The sequence below is a fragment of the Sphingopyxis sp. GW821-FHT12C06 genome, assembly GCF_058807415.1.
The window spans coordinates 173,647-193,142 of record NZ_JBXAQR010000003.1; the positions used below are offsets into that span (position 1 = coordinate 173,647).

Below are 19,496 nucleotides of genomic sequence, written 5' to 3' on the forward strand. Positions count from 1 at the left end.
CAAGGGATCATTTTGCTTCTCGCCAGTCAAGGAGCGAAGAAAATGAACAATGGTCTTGAAGACGTCGTGGCGGCCGAAACGGTCCTGTCGGACGTACGCGGTGCCGAGGGGCAGTTGATCATCCGCGGATATCCGCTTGTCGCATTGGCCGGGCGCTGGACCTTCGAACAGACTGCGCATTTGCTGTTTACCGGCTTCTTCGACGATTTGCCCGACGCGGCGGAATTTGCTGCAAGGCTGGGCGCCGCTCGCGTCGATGTGTTCGAAAGGGTGCGGGAGTTGCTAGGGCCGATGTCGAGACTGCCCGCCTATGACGGTATGCGCGCCGCGATGGCCATGCTGCCCGATGGCACAGTGCTGCCCGATGCGTTGCGTCTGCTCGCGGCTCCCGCGGTGCTCCTTCCGGCGTTGATTCGTTTGCAGGCTGGTGATGAACCAATCGAGCCTTCGACCAATGCCGGCCACGCGGCGGATGTCATCCGCATGTTGGGCCGATCGGACGGCGCGCTCGCGCTCGACACCTATCTCGTTGCTGTGAGCGATCACGGTCTGAACGCCTCGACCTTCGCTGCACGGGTGGTCGCCTCCACGCAGGCGGGGCTGACCTCGTCTGTCCTCGCGGGACTGGGCGCGCTGAAGGGCCCGCTGCACGGCGGCGCGCCCGGTCCGGTCATAGAGATGCTCGATGCGATTGCGGAGGAGGGCGACAGCGCCGGCTGGATCGAGCGTGCGCTGGACGAGGGCGAACGGCTTATGGGATTTGGACACCGTATCTATCGCACGCGCGACCCGCGCGCCGATGCGCTCAAGGCCGCGCTCCGGTTGTTCGGAGATGTCGATGCGCGATTGCGTTTTGCGGAAGGTGTCGAGCAGGTTGCGCTCGAAGCGCTCCATCGTCGCAAACCCGATCGCGTGCTCGAAACCAATGTCGAATTCTATACGGCATTGCTGTTGGAAGCGGTGGGATTTCCAAAGCATGTATTCACCGGAGTCTTCGCCATGGGCCGCGTCGCGGGCTGGCTGGCGCATGCCCGCGAACAGGCGCTGACCGGCCGGTTGATCCGCCCGGCATCCCGCTATGTGGAGCCTTTGACGAAGGACGCAGCCTGAAGGTAGTCCAGCGTCTTGTGCGGGTCACAGACATGTGGGGATATGTCGCGATGTCCGCTTTTCGACACTTCCGTATTTCCTTATTGAAAGCGGACCGTCTCAAACCGGCCAATCTGAGCCGGGGGCGCAAGTGTTCCGGATGCAGGCGAGCCCCGTATGCTATTGAGCGCGCAACATGTCTCGAAACTCTGCGACGGAGTTGTCGATTTGCTCGTGGAGCCACGCCTTGAAGGGGGCGCCTTGGGGGTGTCGCCGGCGTTCGGTCGAACGGTATAACTGATAGCGTGCACCCAGCGGAAAGGCGCGGCGCGTGCAGGCCGTCAGCCTGCCGCCGGCAAGGAAGCTGTTCGACACCAACGGAACCGCCAGCGTGATCCCGCCTCCAGCGGCCGCAGCCTCATAGGCAAGTTGCAGCGTGTCGAAGCTCCGCAGGCTCAGTGCGCTTGCCTCGAGACCTGCCATGGCGAACCATCGCTCCCAAAGACCGACCGGTTTGCGGACCGAGACAAGGGGGTAGCGGGACAGTTCGGCTTCGATACGCGGCGCGGTGCGCCCGTCGGCGAGGCGGGGAGCCGCGACAGGTATCGCCTCCGGGGTCAGCAGATGGGTTGTTTCAATTCCGGACGGCACCTTGAGATCGCCCCAGATAGCAAGATCCACCTCGCCGCAGGTGAGCGCTTGAACGTCGCGGGTGGCTGTGATTTCGACAGATACTCCCGCTTGGGCCTGAAGCGTTGGAAGGCGCGGGAGAAGCCAACCCGCGAGGCTGTGTGAGGTGGCGACGCGCAGCAAGCGATTCTCGCTGAAACGGATCGCCTCGGTCGCATTCTGGATGCTCCGGATCGCCGGCGCCACATCCTCGAGATAGCGCGCGCCGACGGCGTTCAGGGTCAGTGACTGGTCGGCACGGTCGAACAGCCGGGTCCCGAGGAATTGTTCAAGCGCGCCGACCCGCCGGCTGACCGCCGACGGGCTGAGCGCGAGCCGGCGCCCCACCGCGCGCAGGCTTTCACCTTGCGCAGCGGCAACGAATATCTCGATGGACTCGAGCGGTGGTGCCTTCCGAAGCATGGCATCGCCATAGGCGGCGAGTGTCACATTTATGCGACACAGGCTGCGAAGCCCGTGCAGTGTGGAAGAACGCGCTAAATCAACGCGCCGGGGCGGCGATCCTCGATCGCGAAGCTGCACAATGCCTGGCACGTGGCTTGCGGATCTGCGAGACTGGAAACGGCACGCAGGCTGCCTTCGATGCGATCGCTTTGAATGTCGAGCAGGACATAGCCGGCGTTCGCATTGTCGCGGAACCGCACATGCGGGTTTAGCGCCGGTGCGGGTCCGAACAATGCCTCGGGCCCGCCGTGCGAAGCGAGGCAACTGGTGACGATTTCGGTGGCAACCGTCGCGCCATCGGTCCGCGCAAAGTCGCGCTTCACATCATTTAGCCAGAAGGAATGCACGTCGCCGCCGAGGATGACGGGATTACGCGTTTTTGCAGTATCCAGGGCATCGAGCAGCCGCGTGCGCGACGCTGCATAGCCATCCCAGAACTGCGAATAGAGTGAATCGGGGCCTGCGGGCAGCACGAGCCGCGAAAACAGGGTTTGCTGGGTTACCAGCGACCAGCGCGCTGGCCGCGCTGCGGCCGCCCGCTCAAACCATGCCTCCTGCGCGGGCCCGAGCATCGATCCATTGTCCTTGCCAACATGTGCGCATCGGGCGATTGGGCCGTCCGCTGCCTGATCATGTGCGACGCAGGCGCTTGGCGTGCGATACTGGCGCGTGTCGAGAATGTGCAGCGCAGCTAGGTCGCCCCAATTGATGCTGCGATAAAGCCGTACCTCGCCATCGGGACGGAGCACCGAGGGGCGGAGCGGCATATGTTCGAAATAGGCGCGATAGGCGGCGGCGCGGCGGCGAACGAAAGCTTGCGGGTCGCCGGTGTAGCCGGCCCGATCGGCAAAATAGTCGTTCTCGACCTCATGATCGTCCCAGCTCACCAGGAACGGCATCGCTGCATGCGCTGCGGCAAGATCGGGATCGCTGCGGTAAAGGGCATGGCGCGCACGATAATCATCGAGCGTCTGCGGATCGGGTGCGCCAAAGCTTCGCACATTCGGTCCGCCACCGAAGGAGCGCTCATAGATATAATCGCCGACCTGCAGCACGGCCTCGACATCATTCGCGATCATGTCGCGATAGGCGGTGAACCAGCCATGTTCCCAATGCTGGCACGAGGTGAGGGCCAGCCGCAACCGCGCGGGCGTTGCGGCGATGGTCGCCACCGTCCCGGTCCGGCTGACGGAGCCGGCGAAATGGAAACGATAATAATAGCGGCGGCCTGCCTTCAGTCCGCGTGCTTCGAGGTGCACAGCCCCGCCGCGCGCTAGCGCGGCAAGGGCGTTTCCCCGCCGGGCGATGCGACGAAAGCCTTCGTCTTCGGCGATCTCGTAACCGACCAGCCGATCCTCGTTCAGTCCCGCGATCCGTGTCCAGAGCACGAAGCCGTCCGCCGCGGGTTCGCCCGACGCGACGCCCAGTGCAAACGGGTCGACCGCAGTCCGCGCGCGACCTGCCGCCGGGCGGGCATACAGCGGGCCAACGAGGAACTGCGTCGCGGCGAGCGCCGCCGCGCGCTGGAGCAACTGTCGCCGCCCGAGCATCAGAAGCGCGCCGTCAGGCGTGCATAATAGGCGCGCCCGTTGAGCCCGATCGGCGTTTCTTCGCCGGTCGGGAAGCTGCCGCCCGTCGCGCCGATGACCAGTTCTTGTCCATCGATCTCGTCGGAATGGGCATCGAACATATTTTGTACGCCGAGCACGAAGCGGACGCCGTCCGCAAGCGTATAGCCCGCGGCAAGGTCTATCGTCTCCTTACCGCCAAAGGTCTGCACCCCGGTCAGCGGCGCTGACGTATAGGTGCCGAAGGCCGCGATATTGGCGCGCAGGTCAAATGGCCCATGCTCAAGGCTCGCCTGTACGGTGAATTTGTTGCGCGGCTGCGCCTCGGTGAGGAACAGGATGGATTTGGTGCTGAGCAGCGGCAGCGACGGCAGCGCCGGATTTGCGCGCAGCGTGTCGAGTTTCGAGTTGAACCAGCCATAGCCGAGTTGGACCGATGCGTGCGTTTCGGGGCCAAGATCGCCCTGCCAGCGCGCGGTCACTTCGACCCCCTGGGTGGTGGTGTCGACCGCATTGGTGAAGAAGCGCACCTGCTGAAAACCGGTTATTCCGGCCTGTTTCAGCACCGCTTGCACCGCCGCGCCGCCGAGTTGCTCGCTGAGCGCGATCCGGTCGCGAATGCGGATGCGGAACCAGTCGGCCGTGAAGGAAAAACCGTCGAACGGTCCAAACACGACGCCGACCGTGGCGTTGCGCGAGCGTTCGGGTTTGAGGTCGTTGGCCCCCAGCGCGCGCGCCACCGGATCGGAAACGGGCAGCGTGCCGACGGTGACAAGCTGGCCCTGGCTCGTCGCGCCCTGCACCGCGCTGAAATATTGCTGTTGAAGCGACGGTGCCTTGAACCCGGTGCCGAGGGTGCCGCGCAGCGCGATGCCTTCGGCGGCGTCGAGCCGCGCCGTCGCGCGCCACGTGGCTTTGCCGCCGAAATCGTCATAATGGTCATAGCGCACCGCCCCGCCCAGCAGCAGCGCCGCGACCGGCCGCAGTTCGACATCGAAATAGCCGGCATAGGCGTCGCGGCGGGCGTCGGTTGGATTGCGCGGATTGAAACCCGCGAAGCCGTCGGCGCCCAGGCCGAAGTAGGCCTGCGGCTCGCCGCTGCGGATGCTGTAGCTTTCGCGCCGGTACTGCCCGCCCCCCGCGATATTGCCGCCCGCGAGCACGCCATCGAGGGGGAGTGACAAGGCGAGGTCGCCGACATGTTGGGCATAGGTCACGCCGCCCGAGTCAAAAGTCGTCGGGCTTGCCCGCCCCAGCGAGACATTGGCGGTGTCATACACGCGGAAGTCGGCCTGATTCTCGCCATAACCATAGCTCATATCGGCGCGCAGCCGGCCGAATTCGGTCCGCACACCAACGGTCCCGCCGACATCCTGGATGTGCGGTTCGATGATCGGAAGGAAGCCGTCGGGATAGAGCGGGGAAAAGCCCGGTACGCGAAACCCGGCGGCATTGTTCGAAATCTTCCGGGTGACCGCGCCGAAGGCATAAAGCTCCGCCGTGCCGAGCGGCAAGCCGGCATCGAAGGCGAAATTGGCGACGCTCGCCTCAGGGTCGCCGATGCGATAGGTCACGCGGTTGAAACGCCGGTCGACGAAGGCCCGGTTGGTCGCCTCCTGCCCGCGCGCGAGGACGGTCAGCGTCAGATGGCCGCCGTCGCCGAGGCCAAAACCGGCGCTGGCCGTGGCCATCGCGTTCGCGCCGTCGCCTTCTTCCGTGATGCCGGCAAGCAATTCGCCATAGCCGCCCGATGCGTTGGATTTGAGGATGATGTTGACGACGCCGGCGATCGCGTCCGATCCATATTGCGCTGCCGCGCCGTCGCGGAGCACCTCGATCCGCTGGATGGCGCTTTGCGGGATCGTGTCGAGATCGACGCCTGCCGATCCGCGGCCGACGCTGTTGTTGACGTTGAGCACGGCATTGGCATGCCAGCGCTTGCCATTGACCAGCACCAGCGTCTGGTCGGGCGATAGGCCGCGCAATGTGACGGGCCGCGTGTTCGCTGCGCTCGCCGTGGTTGCCGCGCGGGCGAAATTCACCCCGGGCTCGAGGAAGTTGAGGGCGCGCCCGATATCCGGAAAGCCGCTGTCGAGTATCTCCTCGCCCGTTACGACATCGATCGGCGCCGAAGATTCCAGCGCAGCGCGCCCTTCGGTACGCGTACCCGTCACCACGATATCGTCACCGCTCGATACCTCCGGGCCTGTTTCCTGGCCGTGCGCTGCGAACGCGGAAAATGCGGCAGTGGTCAGCAGCAATATACGAATCATGATTACCCCCGGATGCTTCGGTCCGGGGGCCTCTAGCTTCGATCGAACAGGGGTCGGTATCGCTCTGTCGGCAACAGTTGTTGCGTGCGCGGCAACGCTGCAGCCTTATCCGAATATGGCGCGCGTCGATGGCAGATCATTCAATGATTTCGGAAAAGAAAAAGGTGGTATCCTCTTTTGGGGCTTGAATCTTGGTCGCGTCGAGCCTGCTTTGCGGGTGGTAGCTTTAATCACTCCGATATCCAGAGAATCCGGCCAGCTGTCGGCCATTTCCTGCCCTGCGTGCGATATCGAATTGGTCGTATTTCACTGATTGCTTTTGATATTTCTATTTTCAACGATGTACAATTATTGTTATTTTACTATAGTCACAGACCGCGGGCATATGTTGATGGTGGTGGTTCGACTACGTCGAAGGCGCGTTGGGCTTGGCGGGGTGTTGCGAGACGGTTGATCTGGCGTCATTGATAGAATCAGATGGCTGGATCATATCCGGAGATTCGAACGGAAACCGGAACGTCGTCGCCTCGCGCGGAGCGGGTTTACGGGCCGCGTAGTGTGCGCGTGACGTCAAGAAATGCGGATATCAATCGCGACTGCACTCGATCTTGGCGACACACGATGTGTGCGTGGTTGAAGATTTCTGCATCGATGACGGGCAAGCTCCTGATGCGTTCGTCGCCGATATATTCGGCGCTGGAGACGAAGCCAAAGCCGACCCCGCTCGCCACTGCCTCCCGCACGGCCTCGCGGCTTCCGATCTCCATCACGATCTTTGGCCGGACGTCCGCCTTGGCCATCGCTTCGTCGCAGGCGCGGCGGGTGTTCGATCCATGCTCGCGCGCCACCATCGGTTCGTCGTGGAGTTCGGCGATGCGGATGCCGTCGCGGTGCGGCGCGAAAAGCGGATGGTCGCGGCGCCCGAACGCGACAATCTCGTTCTGGCTATAGGGTGAAAACCACAGCCGTTCGTCATCCTCGACATAGGCGAGCACCGCGACGTCGGATTCGAATTCGAGCAGATTGCGCAGAACGACATTGGAATTGCCGACCGACACCGAGATTTCGATTTCGGGATAGCGGGCATGGAATGCGACCAGCATCTCGGTCGCGTGAAACGGGCCGACCGCGCCGACGCGCAACCGGCCCGTGCGCAGTTCGCGGCTCTCGGTCAGGAAATGCCGCGCATCGGCCTCGTCGGCGATCATTCGGCGGGTGATCTGCTGGAGCTGGCGGCCGGCGTCGGTGAGCCGCATCCGCCGGCCGGTCCGCACGAACAGCTCGATCGCATATTCCTCCTCCAACTGGCGGATCTGCGTGGTCAGCGTCGGCTGGCTGACGTTGAGCCGGTTCGCCGCAGCGGTGACGCTCTCGGCCTCGGCGACCGCATGGAAGGATCGGAGCTGGGTATATCGCATAGGTTTTTTCTATAGAAGTGGTGAAAACTATCAATTGGATAATCATATCGCCTTCGTCTTTTATGGCCCCAGAACAAAACACGGAAAAAGGGGAAGGCGCCGATGGTCGCTGCGTGGAAATACGGAAATCCGGTCGAGGTGACGGTTTGCGAGGACGCCGTGGCGGCGATCCGGGACAAGGTTGCGGGTCGCGCCTATGCCCTCGTCACCTATAATGATCATCCGTATTTTGGCGAGATGGTCGATGCGATCTCCGCCGGGGTTGGTGCCCCTGCGGTCGTGGTGCGCGACGTTGAAGCGAACCCCAGCTTCAACGGCCTGCGGGTCGCCTGCCGCACCTTCGGTTCCGCCGCCACCCTGCCCGAAGTCATCGTCGCATTCGGTGGCGGGTCAGTGATCGACACCGCGAAGGCGCTGGCGGTTTCGGACGGAGACTTTTCGCAGGTTCAGGCGATCCTTGAGGGGCGTTCGAGCGGGGAGGCCGTGAAAGCAGCCCCGATCATCGCGGTGCCGACGACCTTCGGGACCGGCAGCGAGGTTACGTCGTGGGCGACGATCTGGGACACCGATGCCCGCAAGAAATATTCGCTGAACCGCCCGGATCTTTACCCCGAGCATGCGATCATCGACCCCAAGACATCGCTTGGGGTGCCGCGCGGATTGACGCTGGCCACGGGCCTCGATGCCTTGTCGCATGCGCTGGAAAGCATCTGGAACGTCAATGCCAACCCGGTGTCGGCCAATCATGCCGTTATGGCCGCGACCGAGCTTCTCGACGCGCTGCCCAAGCTGGTCGACCGGCTGGGCGACATCGAACTGCGCGCCCGGGTGGCGCAGGCGAGCCTTTTCGCCGGGCTCGCCTTCTCGAATACCAAGACCGCGCTCGCGCATTCGCTGTCCTATTATCTGACGCTGCATCATGGCACCGTCCACGGCATCGCCTGTTCGTTCATGCTGCCCGCGGTGATGCGCAGCGTGATCGGGCAGGATGCGGTTTGCGACCTCGCGCTCCAGCAGATTTTCGGTGCCGATCTGGTCGCCGGTGCCGATCGGCTCGAGGCTTTCCTTACCGATCTCGGCATATCGACCCGGGCGACCGACTATGGCGTCACCCCCGAAAACTGGCTCGCCGCGATCGACGACGCGCTCGATGGCGAGCGCGGACGCAATTTTATCGGCACCCGCGATGCCTTTCTGACTAGCGCGGCCTGAGGAGAATACCCCCGTGAACATGCCCATTACCACCGACATCATCGTCAACGACCGCAGCTATCGCCGCCCCGACCGGCCGGTCGTTATCATCTGCCTCGACGGATCGGAGCCCGGCTATATCGAGCGCGCGATTGAGGCGGGGGTTGCGCCGAACCTCGACCGGATTCTCAAAACCGGGACCAATCGGACCGCGCTGTCGGTCGTCCCGACCTTCACCAACCCGAACAATCTGTCGATCGTCACCGGTCAGCCGCCGTCGGTGCACGGGATTTCGGGCAATTTCTTCTATGACCGCGAGGCGGGCGTCGAAGTGATGATGAACGACGCGAAATTCCTGCGCGTTCCGACGATCTTCGCTGCGTTTCAGAAGGCGGGCATGAAGATTGCGGTGGTGACCGCAAAGGACAAATTGCGGACGCTGCTCGGCAAGGGGCTGGACTTCAGTGGCGGCACCGCGATCGCCTTTTCGTCGGAAAAGGCCGACAAGGCCACCAAGGCTGACAATGGCATCGAAGATGTACTCGGTTTCGTTGGGCTGCCGCTCCCCGACGTCTATTCGGCGGGCCTCTCCGAATTCATCTTCGCGGCGGGCGTGAAGCTGCTGAACAGCTTCCGTCCCGACATCATGTATCTGTCGACGACCGATTATGTGCAGCACAAGGCCGCGCCGGGTGCACCGGCAGCGAATGATTTTTACGCGATGTTCGACCGCTATATCGGCGAGCTTGATGCTGCCGGTTGCACGATCGTCATCACCGCCGACCATGGCATGAACGACAAGCATGACAGCGACCAGCAGCCGGACGTCATCTATCTTCAGGATGTTCTCGACGAAGCGCTGGGTGGGGGTGTTGCCCGCGTGATCTTGCCGATCACCGATCCCTATGTTGCGCATCACGGTGCGCTTGGGTCGTTCGCGACCGTCTATGTCGATGCCGACAAGGTGCAATCGGTGATCGACGCAGCCGCAGCGATCGAGGGCATTACGGTCGCGATTGATGCGGTGGAGGCCGGAGCACGCTTCGAATTGCCGATCGACCGCATCGGCGATGTCGTCGTCATCTGCGATCGCCACAAGGTGCTGGGCACGACCGCCGCGCGGCACGATTTTTCGGGGCTCACCGAACCGCTGCGCAGCCATGGCGGGCTGACCGAGCAGAATGTCCCGCTGATCTCGAACCGCGCCACCGACATCGCGCCCGGCCGCGTCCTGCGCAATTTCGATGCGTTCGACATCGCACTGAACTTGGTGCGCTGAGCCATGAACATCCACGCCACCCCCAGCCAGCCTGTCCGGCTTGAATCGATGCGGATCGCGGGCAAGCTCGTTCAGACCGATGACGCGATCGAGGTCCGCAACCCCTATGACGGCTCATTGGTCGGGATGGTCCCTGCGGGGCGCCCCGAACATGTGCGCGAGGCATTTCGCGCGGCGAGGGCCTTCAAGCCCGCGCTCAGCCGCTATGAGCGCCAGCAGATATTGCAGCGCACCGCCGAATTGCTGCGCGATCGCCGCGAGAAATTCGCCCGGCTGATCGTCGCCGAAACCGGGCTGTGCTGGAAGGACGGGCTGTACGAGGCGAGCCGCGCCTATGACGTATGGTCGTTCGCGGCACAGCTGACGATTAAGGATGATGGCGAGATTTACGCCTGCGACATCTCGCCGATGGGCAAGGAGCGCAAGATCTTCACGACGCGCGTGCCGTTGCTGGGTGTGGTGTCGGCGATCACGCCGTTCAACCATCCGCTCAACATGGTGAGCCACAAGCTGGCGCCTGCGATCGCGACGAACAATCGCGTCGTGCTGAAACCGACCGAACTGACCCCGCTCACCGCGCTGGCGCTGGCCGATGTGCTGTACGAAGCCGGGCTGCCGCCCGAAATGCTGTCGGTCGTCACGGGCAATCCGGCGACGATGGGCGATGCGATGATCACCGATCCAGACGCCGACCTGGTGACCTTCACCGGATCGGTGCGCGTCGGCAAGCACATCGCCAACACGGCGGGTTACAAGCGCATCGTGCTGGAGCTGGGCGGCAATGATCCGCTGATCGTCATGGAAGACGCCGACCTCGCCAAGGCGGCTGAGCTTGCGGTCGCCGGGGCGACCAAAAATTCCGGCCAGCGCTGCACCGCCGTCAAACGCATCCTCGCGGTCGAAAGCATCGCCGACGAATTTTCGGCGCTGGTCACCGAGAAGGCAAAAAAGCTGAAATGCGGCGACCCGATGGACCCGGCGACTGACGTCGGCACGGTGATCAACGAGCGATCGGCGATCCTGTTCGAAAACCGGGTCAATGATGCGGTCGCCCACGGTGCGAATATCCTGCACGGCGCTCCGCGACAGGGTGCGCTGTTCGCCCCGACCGTGGTCGACCATGTGCCGTACGACTGCGAACTGGTGCTGGAAGAGACGTTCGGACCGGTGATCCCGATCATCCGCTGCCCGAATGATATTTCGGAGGTGATCCGCGTATCGAATTCGACCGCCTATGGCCTGTCGTCGGGGGTCTGCACCAACCGTCTCGATTATATCTCGCGCTTCGTCGCCGAGCTTGAGGTCGGCACCGTCAACGTCTGGGAAGTCCCTGGTTACCGGATCGAAATGTCCCCCTTTGGCGGGATCAAGGATTCGGGGTTGGGTGACAAGGAGGGTGTCGTCGAAGCCATGAAGGGCTTCACCAATGTCCGAACATGGTCTTTGCCCTGGAATATTTAATAACTGTCATAAAAGTTTTACAAGAATCACTAAATAGAGAGCACATAAAGTGCCTGTTTACGGGATTGATGCAAATGAACATAGTTCAGCAAGGTGTTACGAATCTCCGTAACTCGGCAGATAGTAAATTATTATTTCGTAAAGCGCAGCATCGTATGCTTTTTGCGGCAATGTTTTGCTATTTGTTCTTTTATACGGGAAGGCAGACTTTCGGTTTCGCCATTCCCGGCATCCAGGCCGAATTCGGGGTTTCGAAGGAAACGCTAGGCTGGGTCAGTGCCGCGCTTTTGTGGTGCTATGCCATCGGGCAGGCGATCAACGGCAATCTCGGCGACAAATTTGGTGGACGCCGTGTGATGAGTGCGGGCGCGATCCTGTCCTGCATGGCGAACTGGGCCGCGAGCTTCGCGACCGGCGTTCTCAGCCTCGGCGCGCTGTGGGGGCTCAACGGCTATTTTCAGGCGATGGGCTGGGCGCCGGGCAGCCGGTTGTTGTCGAACTGGTTCGGCAAGCATGAGCGCGGCAAGGTTTTCGGTTTCTATGTGTTCGCGGCCGGCATGGCGTCGGTCCTCTCCTTCGTCACCTCGATTGTCGTGGTCCATGTGTTGCAGCTCGACTGGCGCTGGATTTTCCGTCTGCCGGTGCTGCTGATGCTGGTCGGCGGTGTTTCCTTCTATCTGATCGCGCGTGAACGCCCCGAGGATATGGGCTTTGAATCGCCGCACGCCGACGATGACGCTGATGAGAGCAATGATGCCGGCGTTGCCGATGACGAAAGTTCGTGGGCGCGCTACAAGGCCGTCCTCTCCAACTGGCGGTTGTTGCTCGGTGGTCTTGCCATCGGTTTCCAGAACTCGGCGCGCTACGGCTTGCTGGTCTGGGTGCCGGTCCATTTTCTGGGCGGTTCTGGCGACACGGCGGCTGCATCCAGCAGCTTCATCGATCCCCAGTGGATCAGCGTCGCTCTGCCGGTAGGAATGGCAATCGGTGCCGCCACCAACGGCTGGGTCTCGGACAATGTCTTCGGGTCGAAGCGCTATCTTGCGATCGTTCTCTACATGGTGCTCGCCACCGCGACCTCGCTGTTCATGTACACAATTCCCGCCAGCGACGTGTATCTCGGTCTCGCCACGCTCTTCCTCTGCGGCTTCTTTGTCTACGGCCCGCAATCCTCCTTCTGGGCGCTGTGCCCCGACCTTGTCGGGCACAAGCGGGCGGGGACCGCAATCGGGATCATGAACTTCTTCGCCTATCTTTTTGCCGGGCTCGGCGAGCCGCTGATCGGCGGTTTCATGGATACCCATCACGATACGTCGCTGGTGTTCCTGATCGTCGCGGCAGCGAGCGCGGCGAGTGCGACGGTGGCGCTGTTCATACGCCGATGAGCCACCGCGGGGCGCGTGGGCAGGTGAAGTTCGGCGCTGCCGAAGGGGATGCAGTCATGCCAACGGGCAATCGCCTTCCCGACAAAAATGCAATTTTTCAAAAGCGAAGGGGAAAACCAATGTCTCGTCGTTCGATATTATGCGGAACCGCAATCATGGCCGTGTTGGCCGCAACTTCGGCCGCACACGCGCAAAATCTTTCAGGGCCTGCTGATGCCACGGCGCCGGAAGCAGGCGACAAGGCCGCACCGGGCGAGGAGATCGTCGTAACCGGGTCCAACCTTCGCCGCACCCAGGAAGGCGCGCTACCTGTCACCGTCATCGACCAGTCGGACATCGATTTGCGCGGGGGTTCGACGGGGGCCGACCTCTATGAAACGCTGCCGTCGGCGGCGCCGCCCGAAATCAATGAAGGCACCATCGCGTCGCAGGGCGCGCGCGGCGACGTGTCGTCTCCCGATTTGCGCGGTATCGGCTCGGGCAGCACACTGCTTCTGATCAACGGTCGCCGGATGGCGCCGCACCCGCTGTCGGGAACCGATCAGGGCGTACCCTCGCTCTCGCCTAATGCCAATGTGGTCCCTACGGCGCTGGTCTCGCGCGTCGAGGTGCTGCGCGACGGCGCGTCGGCGATTTACGGCGCCGATGCCGCGGCGGGGGTGATCAACAACATCATCAATCCGGCAAAGGATCGCGGACGCATCGCCATGGAAAGCTCGGTAACCCAGCATGGTGGTGCCGAAGAGTTCCGCGTCACCGCAGCGAAGACCTTCCAGCTCGGCAAGACGTCGCTCGGAATCTCGCTCGATTTTTTCCGTCGCAACGACCTTCTCTTCGGCGACCGCAAATGGGGGTCGCAGTCGGACCTTCGCCGCACGCGCGACCTGCCTGCACCCTGGAATGGCCTGCCGATCGTCAATCCGGCGACGGGCACCAATTTCTCGCTCGACAATGATCTCGATAATGGCAGCACCATCACCCATTATGGCCAGTATCGGCGCGGGTTCATCCAGTCGGATTATCTGACCTTCAACGGCGGCCGGCCCGATGGCAACCGCGGCATTTCGACATCGACCTCGCCGACCGGGGGCGTGGCTACGGTCGCGACCGACGGCACCTTTTTTCTTTATCCGGGCGCCGAGGGTGCGGTCAACTTCAAGCAGACGGCGCCATCGCGTGCGCTCGGCAGTCCCGAAGACGAATATTATGACAACCGCCTGCCGAACCGGACGGTGGTCCCCGCGATCAAGCGGCTCAACCTCGCTTTCTTCGCGGAGCATGAATTCAACGATGATTTCACGATCTTCGGCGACGTCATCTATTCGGGGTCGCGCTCGCACAGCCAGCGTGAAGCGGCCAATATGCAAAATGTCAACGAACCGGGGCTCTATGTTCCGGCGTCCAACCCCTATAACCCGTTCGGAACGCGCTTCTATCACCCGCAAGGTCTGCCCAACGCCGACGGGACGACACGCATTCTGGGTACGCCGGCCGACGTCACCATCGTGTCCGGCCTGATTCCGCCGGGAACCAAAAACCGCTATATTCAGGTGAACTCGAGCTTCTACCGCGCGATGGCCGGCGCGCGCGGCCGGTTCGGTGACAGTTGGTCGTGGGAAAGCGGCCTGCTCATTTCCGGCGCCTACAGCCACGAGACCGAAGAAAATATCTATCGTGAATCGCTGTTGCGCAGGGCGCTCGGCCGCACCGATGGGACTGCTTACAACCCGTTCCCGGTCACCTTCAAAGTGGTGAACAATCGCGTCGTGGTCGATCAGCCCTATGTCAATCCGGACTCGGTCACCGATCCGATGTACGACACCGACAACCGCTACGGCAAAACACAGATAATCGTCTGGGACGCCAAGGTTGCAGGCGAACTGTGGCAGCTTCCCTTTGGCGGCGGGCGTGTTCAGGTTGCCGCGGGCGCCGAGGCACGATGGGAAAAATATCACGCGTGGAAGGCGCCGTTTGCAGGCATCAACCCCCCGGGCTCGGGCGCCGATTTCCCTTATCTTCGCGAAGACGACAACGACTTCATTGCGATGAGCCCCAACTCGGATATCAACGCGCGGCAGAATGTGCAGGCGGCCTATGCCGAGGTCGCGCTTCCGCTGATCACCGAGGACAACAGCTTCTTCCTGTTCAACCGGCTCGAAATCGGCGCGGCGATCCGTCACGAGCGCTTCTCGATCCACGGGGCGAGCACGACCCCGAAATACAGCATCCTCTGGGGCCCGGCATCCTGGCTCAAGCTGCGTGCATCGTACAATGAATCCTTCCGCGCGCCGAACTTGGCCCAGACCAACACGACGCCGTTGCTGCGCGTGAATTATACGGCGGATCCCTATCGTCAGGATGTCACGGGTTCGGCGGCGGATGACAGCGCGCCGCGCCGCACCTTCCGTCAGGGCAATGACAAGCTCAATCCCGAGCGGGCAAAGAATTTCGGGGCGGGTATCGTGATGGAGGTCCCGGGCATTCGCGGGCTGTCCTTCACCGCCGACTATTGGCGCCTGCACCAGCGTGACGCGATCACCGCGCTCGGCAACACCGAGGTGCTGGCAACCGACGAGCTGCTGCTCGACCTTGCGACCCAGGCCGCGCTCGCGTCGGGCAAGACGATCGATCAGGTCGATCTGGGTTCGGGTACCGCCGGCTATGCCGGCAACAGCCGCGTTTCCCGCCGTGCTCCGACCGCAACCGACATTGCGGCGTTTAACGCCTATAACGCCGCGCAGCCGACCAACGCGACGAAGCGCGCTGTGGTTGGCGAAATCACGAGCCTTATCAACGACTATATCAACCTCGGGTCGCGCAAGCTGGCGGGGCTCGATCTTGCCCTGCAATATCGCGTCCCTGACTTCGGCCTCGGCCAGTTCACCCTGAGGGCCGAAGCCACGCATTATCTGAAGCGGGACGAAGAACTGGCTGAAGACGGCATCGTGAATGACGATCTTGGCAAGAACAAGCGTGCCAAATGGAAGGGCAATGCGTCGGTCAACTGGAAGAGCGGCGGCTGGTCGCTGGGCTGGTTCACCAGCTATTATGGTCCCTATGCCGACACGTCGGCGTCGACGACCGAGGCGATCTACGAAGCGCTCGGCCGGCCGAAGAGCATCATGACCTTTGACGACAATGGCATCAAGCGCTTCTACATGCGCGTGAAGCCAGCGATCCTGCACAATTTTCGCGTGACCTATGCCTTCGGCCCCGGCGACGATACGCGCGTCACTTTCGGCGTGAACAATGTGTTCGACAGTTGGCCGCCGGTCGCGGACGAGGATGAGGGCTTTTTCGTCGGCACCGCCAATCCGCGCGGTCGCCAGTTCAAACTGCGCCTCGAGCACCGGTTCTAGGTTTCGCGCGCGCGGCGGTCTTCGTCCAGCCATCATCCATTTGTGGAGCCAGTCATGAAATTGTGGCCGACAATCCCATATTCGATCGCACTCGTTCTCGCGGGGAGTCTGCCGGCGGGCCCGGCGGCTGCCCAAGCGGGCACCGTCACCGCACCGCAAAGTGCCGAAGTCACGGTCCGCCATCCGGTTCTGCTGATCTCGATCGACGGGCTGAGACCCGACGCGGTTCTTCAGGCGGACAAATATGGGCTGAAGATTCCGGTGCTGCGCAGCTTCCTGACGAAGGGCAGCTATGCGCAGCAGGTGATCAATGTGAACCCGACGGTCACCAACCCCAACCATGCAACGTTGGTGACCGGGGTGCTGCCCGCCGAACATGGCATCTATAACAACCGCCCATTCGCGCCGACGGCGAAGCTGCCGAAAAGCTATGGCTCCTATGCGCAGATCAAGGCCCTCACGCTTTGGGGTGCGGCGAAGGGCGCGGGGTTGACGACCGCCAGCATTTTCTGGCCCGTTACCAGGAAGGCGGCCGACATCGACTTCAACCTGGTCGAGGGCAATGACGAGGATGATCAGAAGATCGCCGACGATGCGATTGCGCTGATCGAACAGAAGAACCCCGAACTGCTGACCGTCCATTTTGTGTCGCTCGATCATCAGCAGCATGAACATGGTCCGTTTAGCGCTGAGGGCAACGCCGCGCTGGAACGGATCGACACCGCGCTCGGCCGGGTCGTCGCGGCGCACCGGCAGCGTTATCCCGACAGCGTCGTTGCGGTCGTGTCGGATCACGGCTTCGACACGGTGTCGCATCAGGTCAATCTGAACGCCGCGCTGGTCGAGGCGGGTTTCATCAAGCTGAGCGGCGCGGGAGACGATGCCGAGGTCACGTCGTGGAAGGCGTTCATTTGGTATATCGGCGGCTCGGCTATAGTCGTGTTGGAGGATCGGAAGGATCAGAAGACCGGCAAGCGCGTGCTGGAATATCTGCAGAATCTGGCGCGCGATCCGGCGAACGGGATCGAGCGCATCTACGCCCGTGATGAATATGCCAAACGGGGGCTTCCGCCGGCGGCTGAATATGTCGTGGCGTTCAAGCCCGGATACCGCATGGGCAACGCGATGACAGGATCGTTCGTGAAACCGTCCAAGGGCGGCGCCCATGGTGCCTTTTCGACGCGGGATGTCCGTCCGGACATGCACTCATCCTTCTTCATCACCGGGCCGGGGGTGGTCGCGGGCAAGAACCTCGGTACGATCGACATGCGGCAGATTGCCCCGACGATCGCGGGAGAATTGAAGGTTTCGCTTCCCGCCGCAAAGGCGCCCGTCTTGCCCATCCGCGGCCAATGACGGGAGAGCTGCGCGTGTCCGATGTATATCCTGTCCCGGCTGAGTGGAAAGAGCAGGCAACCGTCGACGCGGCGGCGTACCGTACGATGTACGAAAGCTCGATGACGGAACCCGACGCTTTCTGGCTCGAGCGGGCGAAGCGGCTCGACTGGATGACGGCGCCGGCGAAAGCGGGCGACTGGTCGTTCGACAGGGGCGATTTCCGGATCAACTGGTTCGCCGACGGCACGCTTAACGTCGCCGCAAATTGCATCGATCGCCACCTCGCCAGTCGCGGCAGCGATGTCGCGATCATTTGGGAGCCCGACGATCCCGCCGAGGAGCCGAAGCGCTTCACCTGGCTGGAACTTCACCGCGAGGTCTGCCGCTTCGCTAATGTCCTAAAGGGTCAGGGCGTCGGGAAGGGCGACCGCATCACCATCTATATGCCGATGATCCCCGAGGCGGCGTTCGCAATGCTCGCCTGCGCACGGATCGGTGCGATCCACTCGGTCGTCTTCGGCGGCTTCTCGCCTGAGGCGCTGGCGGGACGCATCACCGATTGCGACAGCAAGATCGTGGTGACAGCGGACGAGGGCCGCCGCGGCGGCAAGCGCATCGCGCTCAAGGCCCAAGTCGACGAGGCGGCCAAGCGGGCGCCCACGCTCGAGACGGTGATCGTGGTTCGTGCGACCGGCGGCGATGTCGCGATGACCGAAGGCCGTGATGTCTGGTATCATGAGGCCGTGGTGACAGTTTCGGCCGACTGCCCGGCAGAGGCGATGAGCGCCGAAGATCCGCTGTTCATCCTTTACACGTCAGGATCGACCGGCAAGCCCAAGGGCGTACTCCACACCAGCGGCGGCTATCTGCTCTGGGCGAGTCTGACGCATCAGTGGTGCTTCGACTATCGCCCCGGCGACGTCTGGTGGTGCGCCGCCGACATCGGTTGGGTTACGGGGCACAGCTATATCCTCTACGGCCCGCTCGCCAATGGCGCGACGACGCTGATGTATGAGGGGCTACCCAACTGGCCCGACGCCAGCCGCATCTGGCAGGTGGTCGATCGCCACAACGTCCACACCCTCTTCACCGCCCCCACAGCGCTTCGCGCGCTGATGAAGGACGGTGACGGCTATGTGACGCCAACCTCGCGCAAGTCGCTGAAACTGCTCGGCACGGTAGGCGAGCCGATCAACCCGGAGGCGTGGCGCTGGTATCATGAGATAGTGGGCGAAGCCCGATGCCCGATCATCGACACCTGGTGGCAGACCGAGACCGGTGGTGCGATGGTCGCACCGATGCCGGGTGCGACCGACCTCAAGCCCGGTAGCGCGACCCGGCCGCTTCCCGGGGTCGATCCGCAACTCGTCGACAGCGAGGGTGCGGTCCTGCATGGCGCGGCTGAAGGAAATCTGGTGATCGCGCGGAGCTGGCCGGGGCAGATGCGCACCGTTTGGGGCGATCATGAACGCTTCTTCCAGACCTATTTTACGACCTACCCCGGCAAATATTTCACCGGCGACGGCTGCCGCCGCGATGCTGACGGCGACTACTGGATTACAGGCCGGGTCGATGATGTGATCAACGTCAGCGGCCACCGCATGGGCACGGCGGAGATCGAAAGCGCGCTCGTACTTCATCCCAAGGTTGCCGAGGCCGCGGTGGTCGGCATGCCGCACGATGTGAAGGGGCAGGGCATTTACGCCTATGTCACGCTCAATGCCGACTGCATTTCCGACGATACGCTGCGCGTCGATCTCGTAAAATGGGTTCGCAGCGAAATCGGTCCAATCGCGACCCCCGATGCAGTGCAGTTCGCACCGGGCCTGCCCAAGACGCGCTCGGGCAAGATCATGCGCCGTATTCTCAGAAAGATAGCCGAAGGCGACGTCGCGAACCTCGGCGATACCAGCACCCTTGCCGATCCGAAGGTGGTGGACGATCTGGTTGTGAACCGGCGCGGATGAAGAGCGAGGGAAAGACGCCGCGGTAGACAAGCGC

Annotated in this window: 13 protein-coding genes; 9 read left to right on the forward strand and 4 right to left on the reverse strand. The window is 62.7% G+C overall.

All coding sequences use genetic code 11. From position 1 onward, the window contains the following. The first annotated feature begins 42 nt into the window (after positions 1 to 42). A complete protein-coding gene (locus AC1RRJ_RS09915; protein ID WP_493122113.1) occupies positions 43 to 1,110 on the forward strand; it encodes a citrate synthase/methylcitrate synthase in 1,068 nt (355 codons plus the stop codon). A gap of 159 nt (positions 1,111 to 1,269) precedes the next feature. Here the strand turns inward: AC1RRJ_RS09915 and AC1RRJ_RS09920 are convergent, their stop codons facing one another. The 3 genes from AC1RRJ_RS09920 to AC1RRJ_RS09930 form a co-directional block, all read right to left on the reverse strand. Next, positions 1,270 to 2,181, reverse strand: a complete 912-nt coding sequence (locus tag AC1RRJ_RS09920; protein ID WP_493122115.1) for a LysR substrate-binding domain-containing protein — start codon at positions 2,179 to 2,181, stop codon at positions 1,270 to 1,272. Positions 2,182 to 2,255: 74 nt separating this feature from the next. Then, positions 2,256 to 3,773: an alkaline phosphatase D family protein gene (locus AC1RRJ_RS09925; RefSeq protein WP_493122117.1), complete on the reverse strand. Its 1,518-nt coding sequence runs from the start codon at positions 3,771 to 3,773 to the stop codon at positions 2,256 to 2,258. Beyond that, entirely contained in the window at positions 3,773 to 6,064 is a 2,292-nt protein-coding gene (locus tag AC1RRJ_RS09930; protein ID WP_493122119.1) for a TonB-dependent receptor plug domain-containing protein, read from the reverse strand. Before AC1RRJ_RS09930 ends, AC1RRJ_RS09925 begins: the two co-directional genes overlap by 1 nt. Before the next feature lie 115 nt (positions 6,065 to 6,179). Between AC1RRJ_RS09930 and AC1RRJ_RS09935 the strand changes: the two genes are divergently transcribed. After that, the gene (locus AC1RRJ_RS09935; protein ID WP_493122121.1) at positions 6,180 to 6,377 is read left to right on the forward strand and encodes a hypothetical protein; all 198 of its coding nucleotides are present in this window, start codon (positions 6,180 to 6,182) and stop codon (positions 6,375 to 6,377) included. Positions 6,378 to 6,606: 229 nt separating this feature from the next. Here AC1RRJ_RS09935 and AC1RRJ_RS09940 read toward each other — a convergent pair whose 3' ends face one another. Then, positions 6,607 to 7,482 (reverse strand): LysR substrate-binding domain-containing protein, encoded by an 876-nt coding sequence (locus AC1RRJ_RS09940; RefSeq protein WP_493122124.1) that lies wholly within the window; start codon positions 7,480 to 7,482, stop codon positions 6,607 to 6,609. A gap of 102 nt (positions 7,483 to 7,584) precedes the next feature. Between AC1RRJ_RS09940 and AC1RRJ_RS09945 the strand changes: the two genes are divergently transcribed. The 7 genes from AC1RRJ_RS09945 to acs all read left to right on the forward strand — a co-directional run bounded on the left by AC1RRJ_RS09945 (position 7,585) and on the right by acs (position 19,462). Continuing rightward, a complete protein-coding gene (locus tag AC1RRJ_RS09945; RefSeq protein ID WP_493122126.1) occupies positions 7,585 to 8,694 on the forward strand; it encodes a phosphonoacetaldehyde reductase in 1,110 nt (369 codons plus the stop codon). A 19-nt stretch (positions 8,695 to 8,713) separates the two neighbouring features. Beyond that, a complete protein-coding gene (gene phnA / locus AC1RRJ_RS09950; RefSeq protein WP_493123030.1) occupies positions 8,714 to 9,952 on the forward strand; it encodes a phosphonoacetate hydrolase in 1,239 nt (412 codons plus the stop codon). A gap of 3 nt (positions 9,953 to 9,955) precedes the next feature. Continuing rightward, positions 9,956 to 11,413, forward strand: a complete 1,458-nt coding sequence (gene phnY, locus AC1RRJ_RS09955; RefSeq protein WP_493122129.1) for a phosphonoacetaldehyde dehydrogenase — start codon at positions 9,956 to 9,958, stop codon at positions 11,411 to 11,413. 170 nt (positions 11,414 to 11,583) lie between these two features. Next, the gene (locus tag AC1RRJ_RS09960; protein ID WP_493122131.1) at positions 11,584 to 12,798 is read left to right on the forward strand and encodes an MFS transporter; all 1,215 of its coding nucleotides are present in this window, start codon (positions 11,584 to 11,586) and stop codon (positions 12,796 to 12,798) included. 155 nt (positions 12,799 to 12,953) lie between these two features. Beyond that, positions 12,954 to 16,157 carry a TonB-dependent receptor plug domain-containing protein gene (locus AC1RRJ_RS09965; protein WP_493122133.1) on the forward strand — a complete coding sequence of 1,068 codons (3,204 nt, stop codon included), beginning with the start codon at positions 12,954 to 12,956 and terminating at the stop codon, positions 16,155 to 16,157. Positions 16,158 to 16,211: 54 nt separating this feature from the next. Further along, positions 16,212 to 17,513 (forward strand): alkaline phosphatase family protein, encoded by a 1,302-nt coding sequence (locus AC1RRJ_RS09970; RefSeq protein WP_493122135.1) that lies wholly within the window; start codon positions 16,212 to 16,214, stop codon positions 17,511 to 17,513. A gap of 14 nt (positions 17,514 to 17,527) precedes the next feature. Then, on the forward strand, positions 17,528 to 19,462 hold the full coding sequence (gene acs, locus AC1RRJ_RS09975; protein WP_493122137.1) for an acetate--CoA ligase: 1,935 nt from the start codon (positions 17,528 to 17,530) through the stop codon (positions 19,460 to 19,462). Positions 19,463 to 19,496 lie beyond the last annotated feature (34 nt).

Excerpts from the sequence above, each read along its gene's own strand:
- AC1RRJ_RS09915 (WP_493122113.1), top strand. The coding sequence starts at position 43 with ATGAACAATGGTCTTGAAGACGTCGTGGCGGCCGAAACGGTCCTGTCG.
- AC1RRJ_RS09920 (WP_493122115.1), bottom strand. The coding sequence starts at position 2,181 with ATGCTTCGGAAGGCACCACCGCTCGAGTCCATCGAGATATTCGTTGCC.
- AC1RRJ_RS09925 (WP_493122117.1), bottom strand. The coding sequence starts at position 3,773 with ATGCTCGGGCGGCGACAGTTGCTCCAGCGCGCGGCGGCGCTCGCCGCG.
- AC1RRJ_RS09930 (WP_493122119.1), bottom strand. The coding sequence starts at position 6,064 with ATGATTCGTATATTGCTGCTGACCACTGCCGCATTTTCCGCGTTCGCA.
- AC1RRJ_RS09935 (WP_493122121.1), top strand. The coding sequence starts at position 6,180 with ATGGCGCGCGTCGATGGCAGATCATTCAATGATTTCGGAAAAGAAAAA.
- AC1RRJ_RS09940 (WP_493122124.1), bottom strand. The coding sequence starts at position 7,482 with ATGCGATATACCCAGCTCCGATCCTTCCATGCGGTCGCCGAGGCCGAG.
- AC1RRJ_RS09945 (WP_493122126.1), top strand. The coding sequence starts at position 7,585 with ATGGTCGCTGCGTGGAAATACGGAAATCCGGTCGAGGTGACGGTTTGC.
- phnA (WP_493123030.1), top strand. The coding sequence starts at position 8,714 with ATGCCCATTACCACCGACATCATCGTCAACGACCGCAGCTATCGCCGC.
- phnY (WP_493122129.1), top strand. The coding sequence starts at position 9,956 with ATGAACATCCACGCCACCCCCAGCCAGCCTGTCCGGCTTGAATCGATG.
- AC1RRJ_RS09960 (WP_493122131.1), top strand. The coding sequence starts at position 11,584 with ATGTTTTGCTATTTGTTCTTTTATACGGGAAGGCAGACTTTCGGTTTC.
- AC1RRJ_RS09965 (WP_493122133.1), top strand. The coding sequence starts at position 12,954 with ATGGCCGTGTTGGCCGCAACTTCGGCCGCACACGCGCAAAATCTTTCA.
- AC1RRJ_RS09970 (WP_493122135.1), top strand. The coding sequence starts at position 16,212 with ATGAAATTGTGGCCGACAATCCCATATTCGATCGCACTCGTTCTCGCG.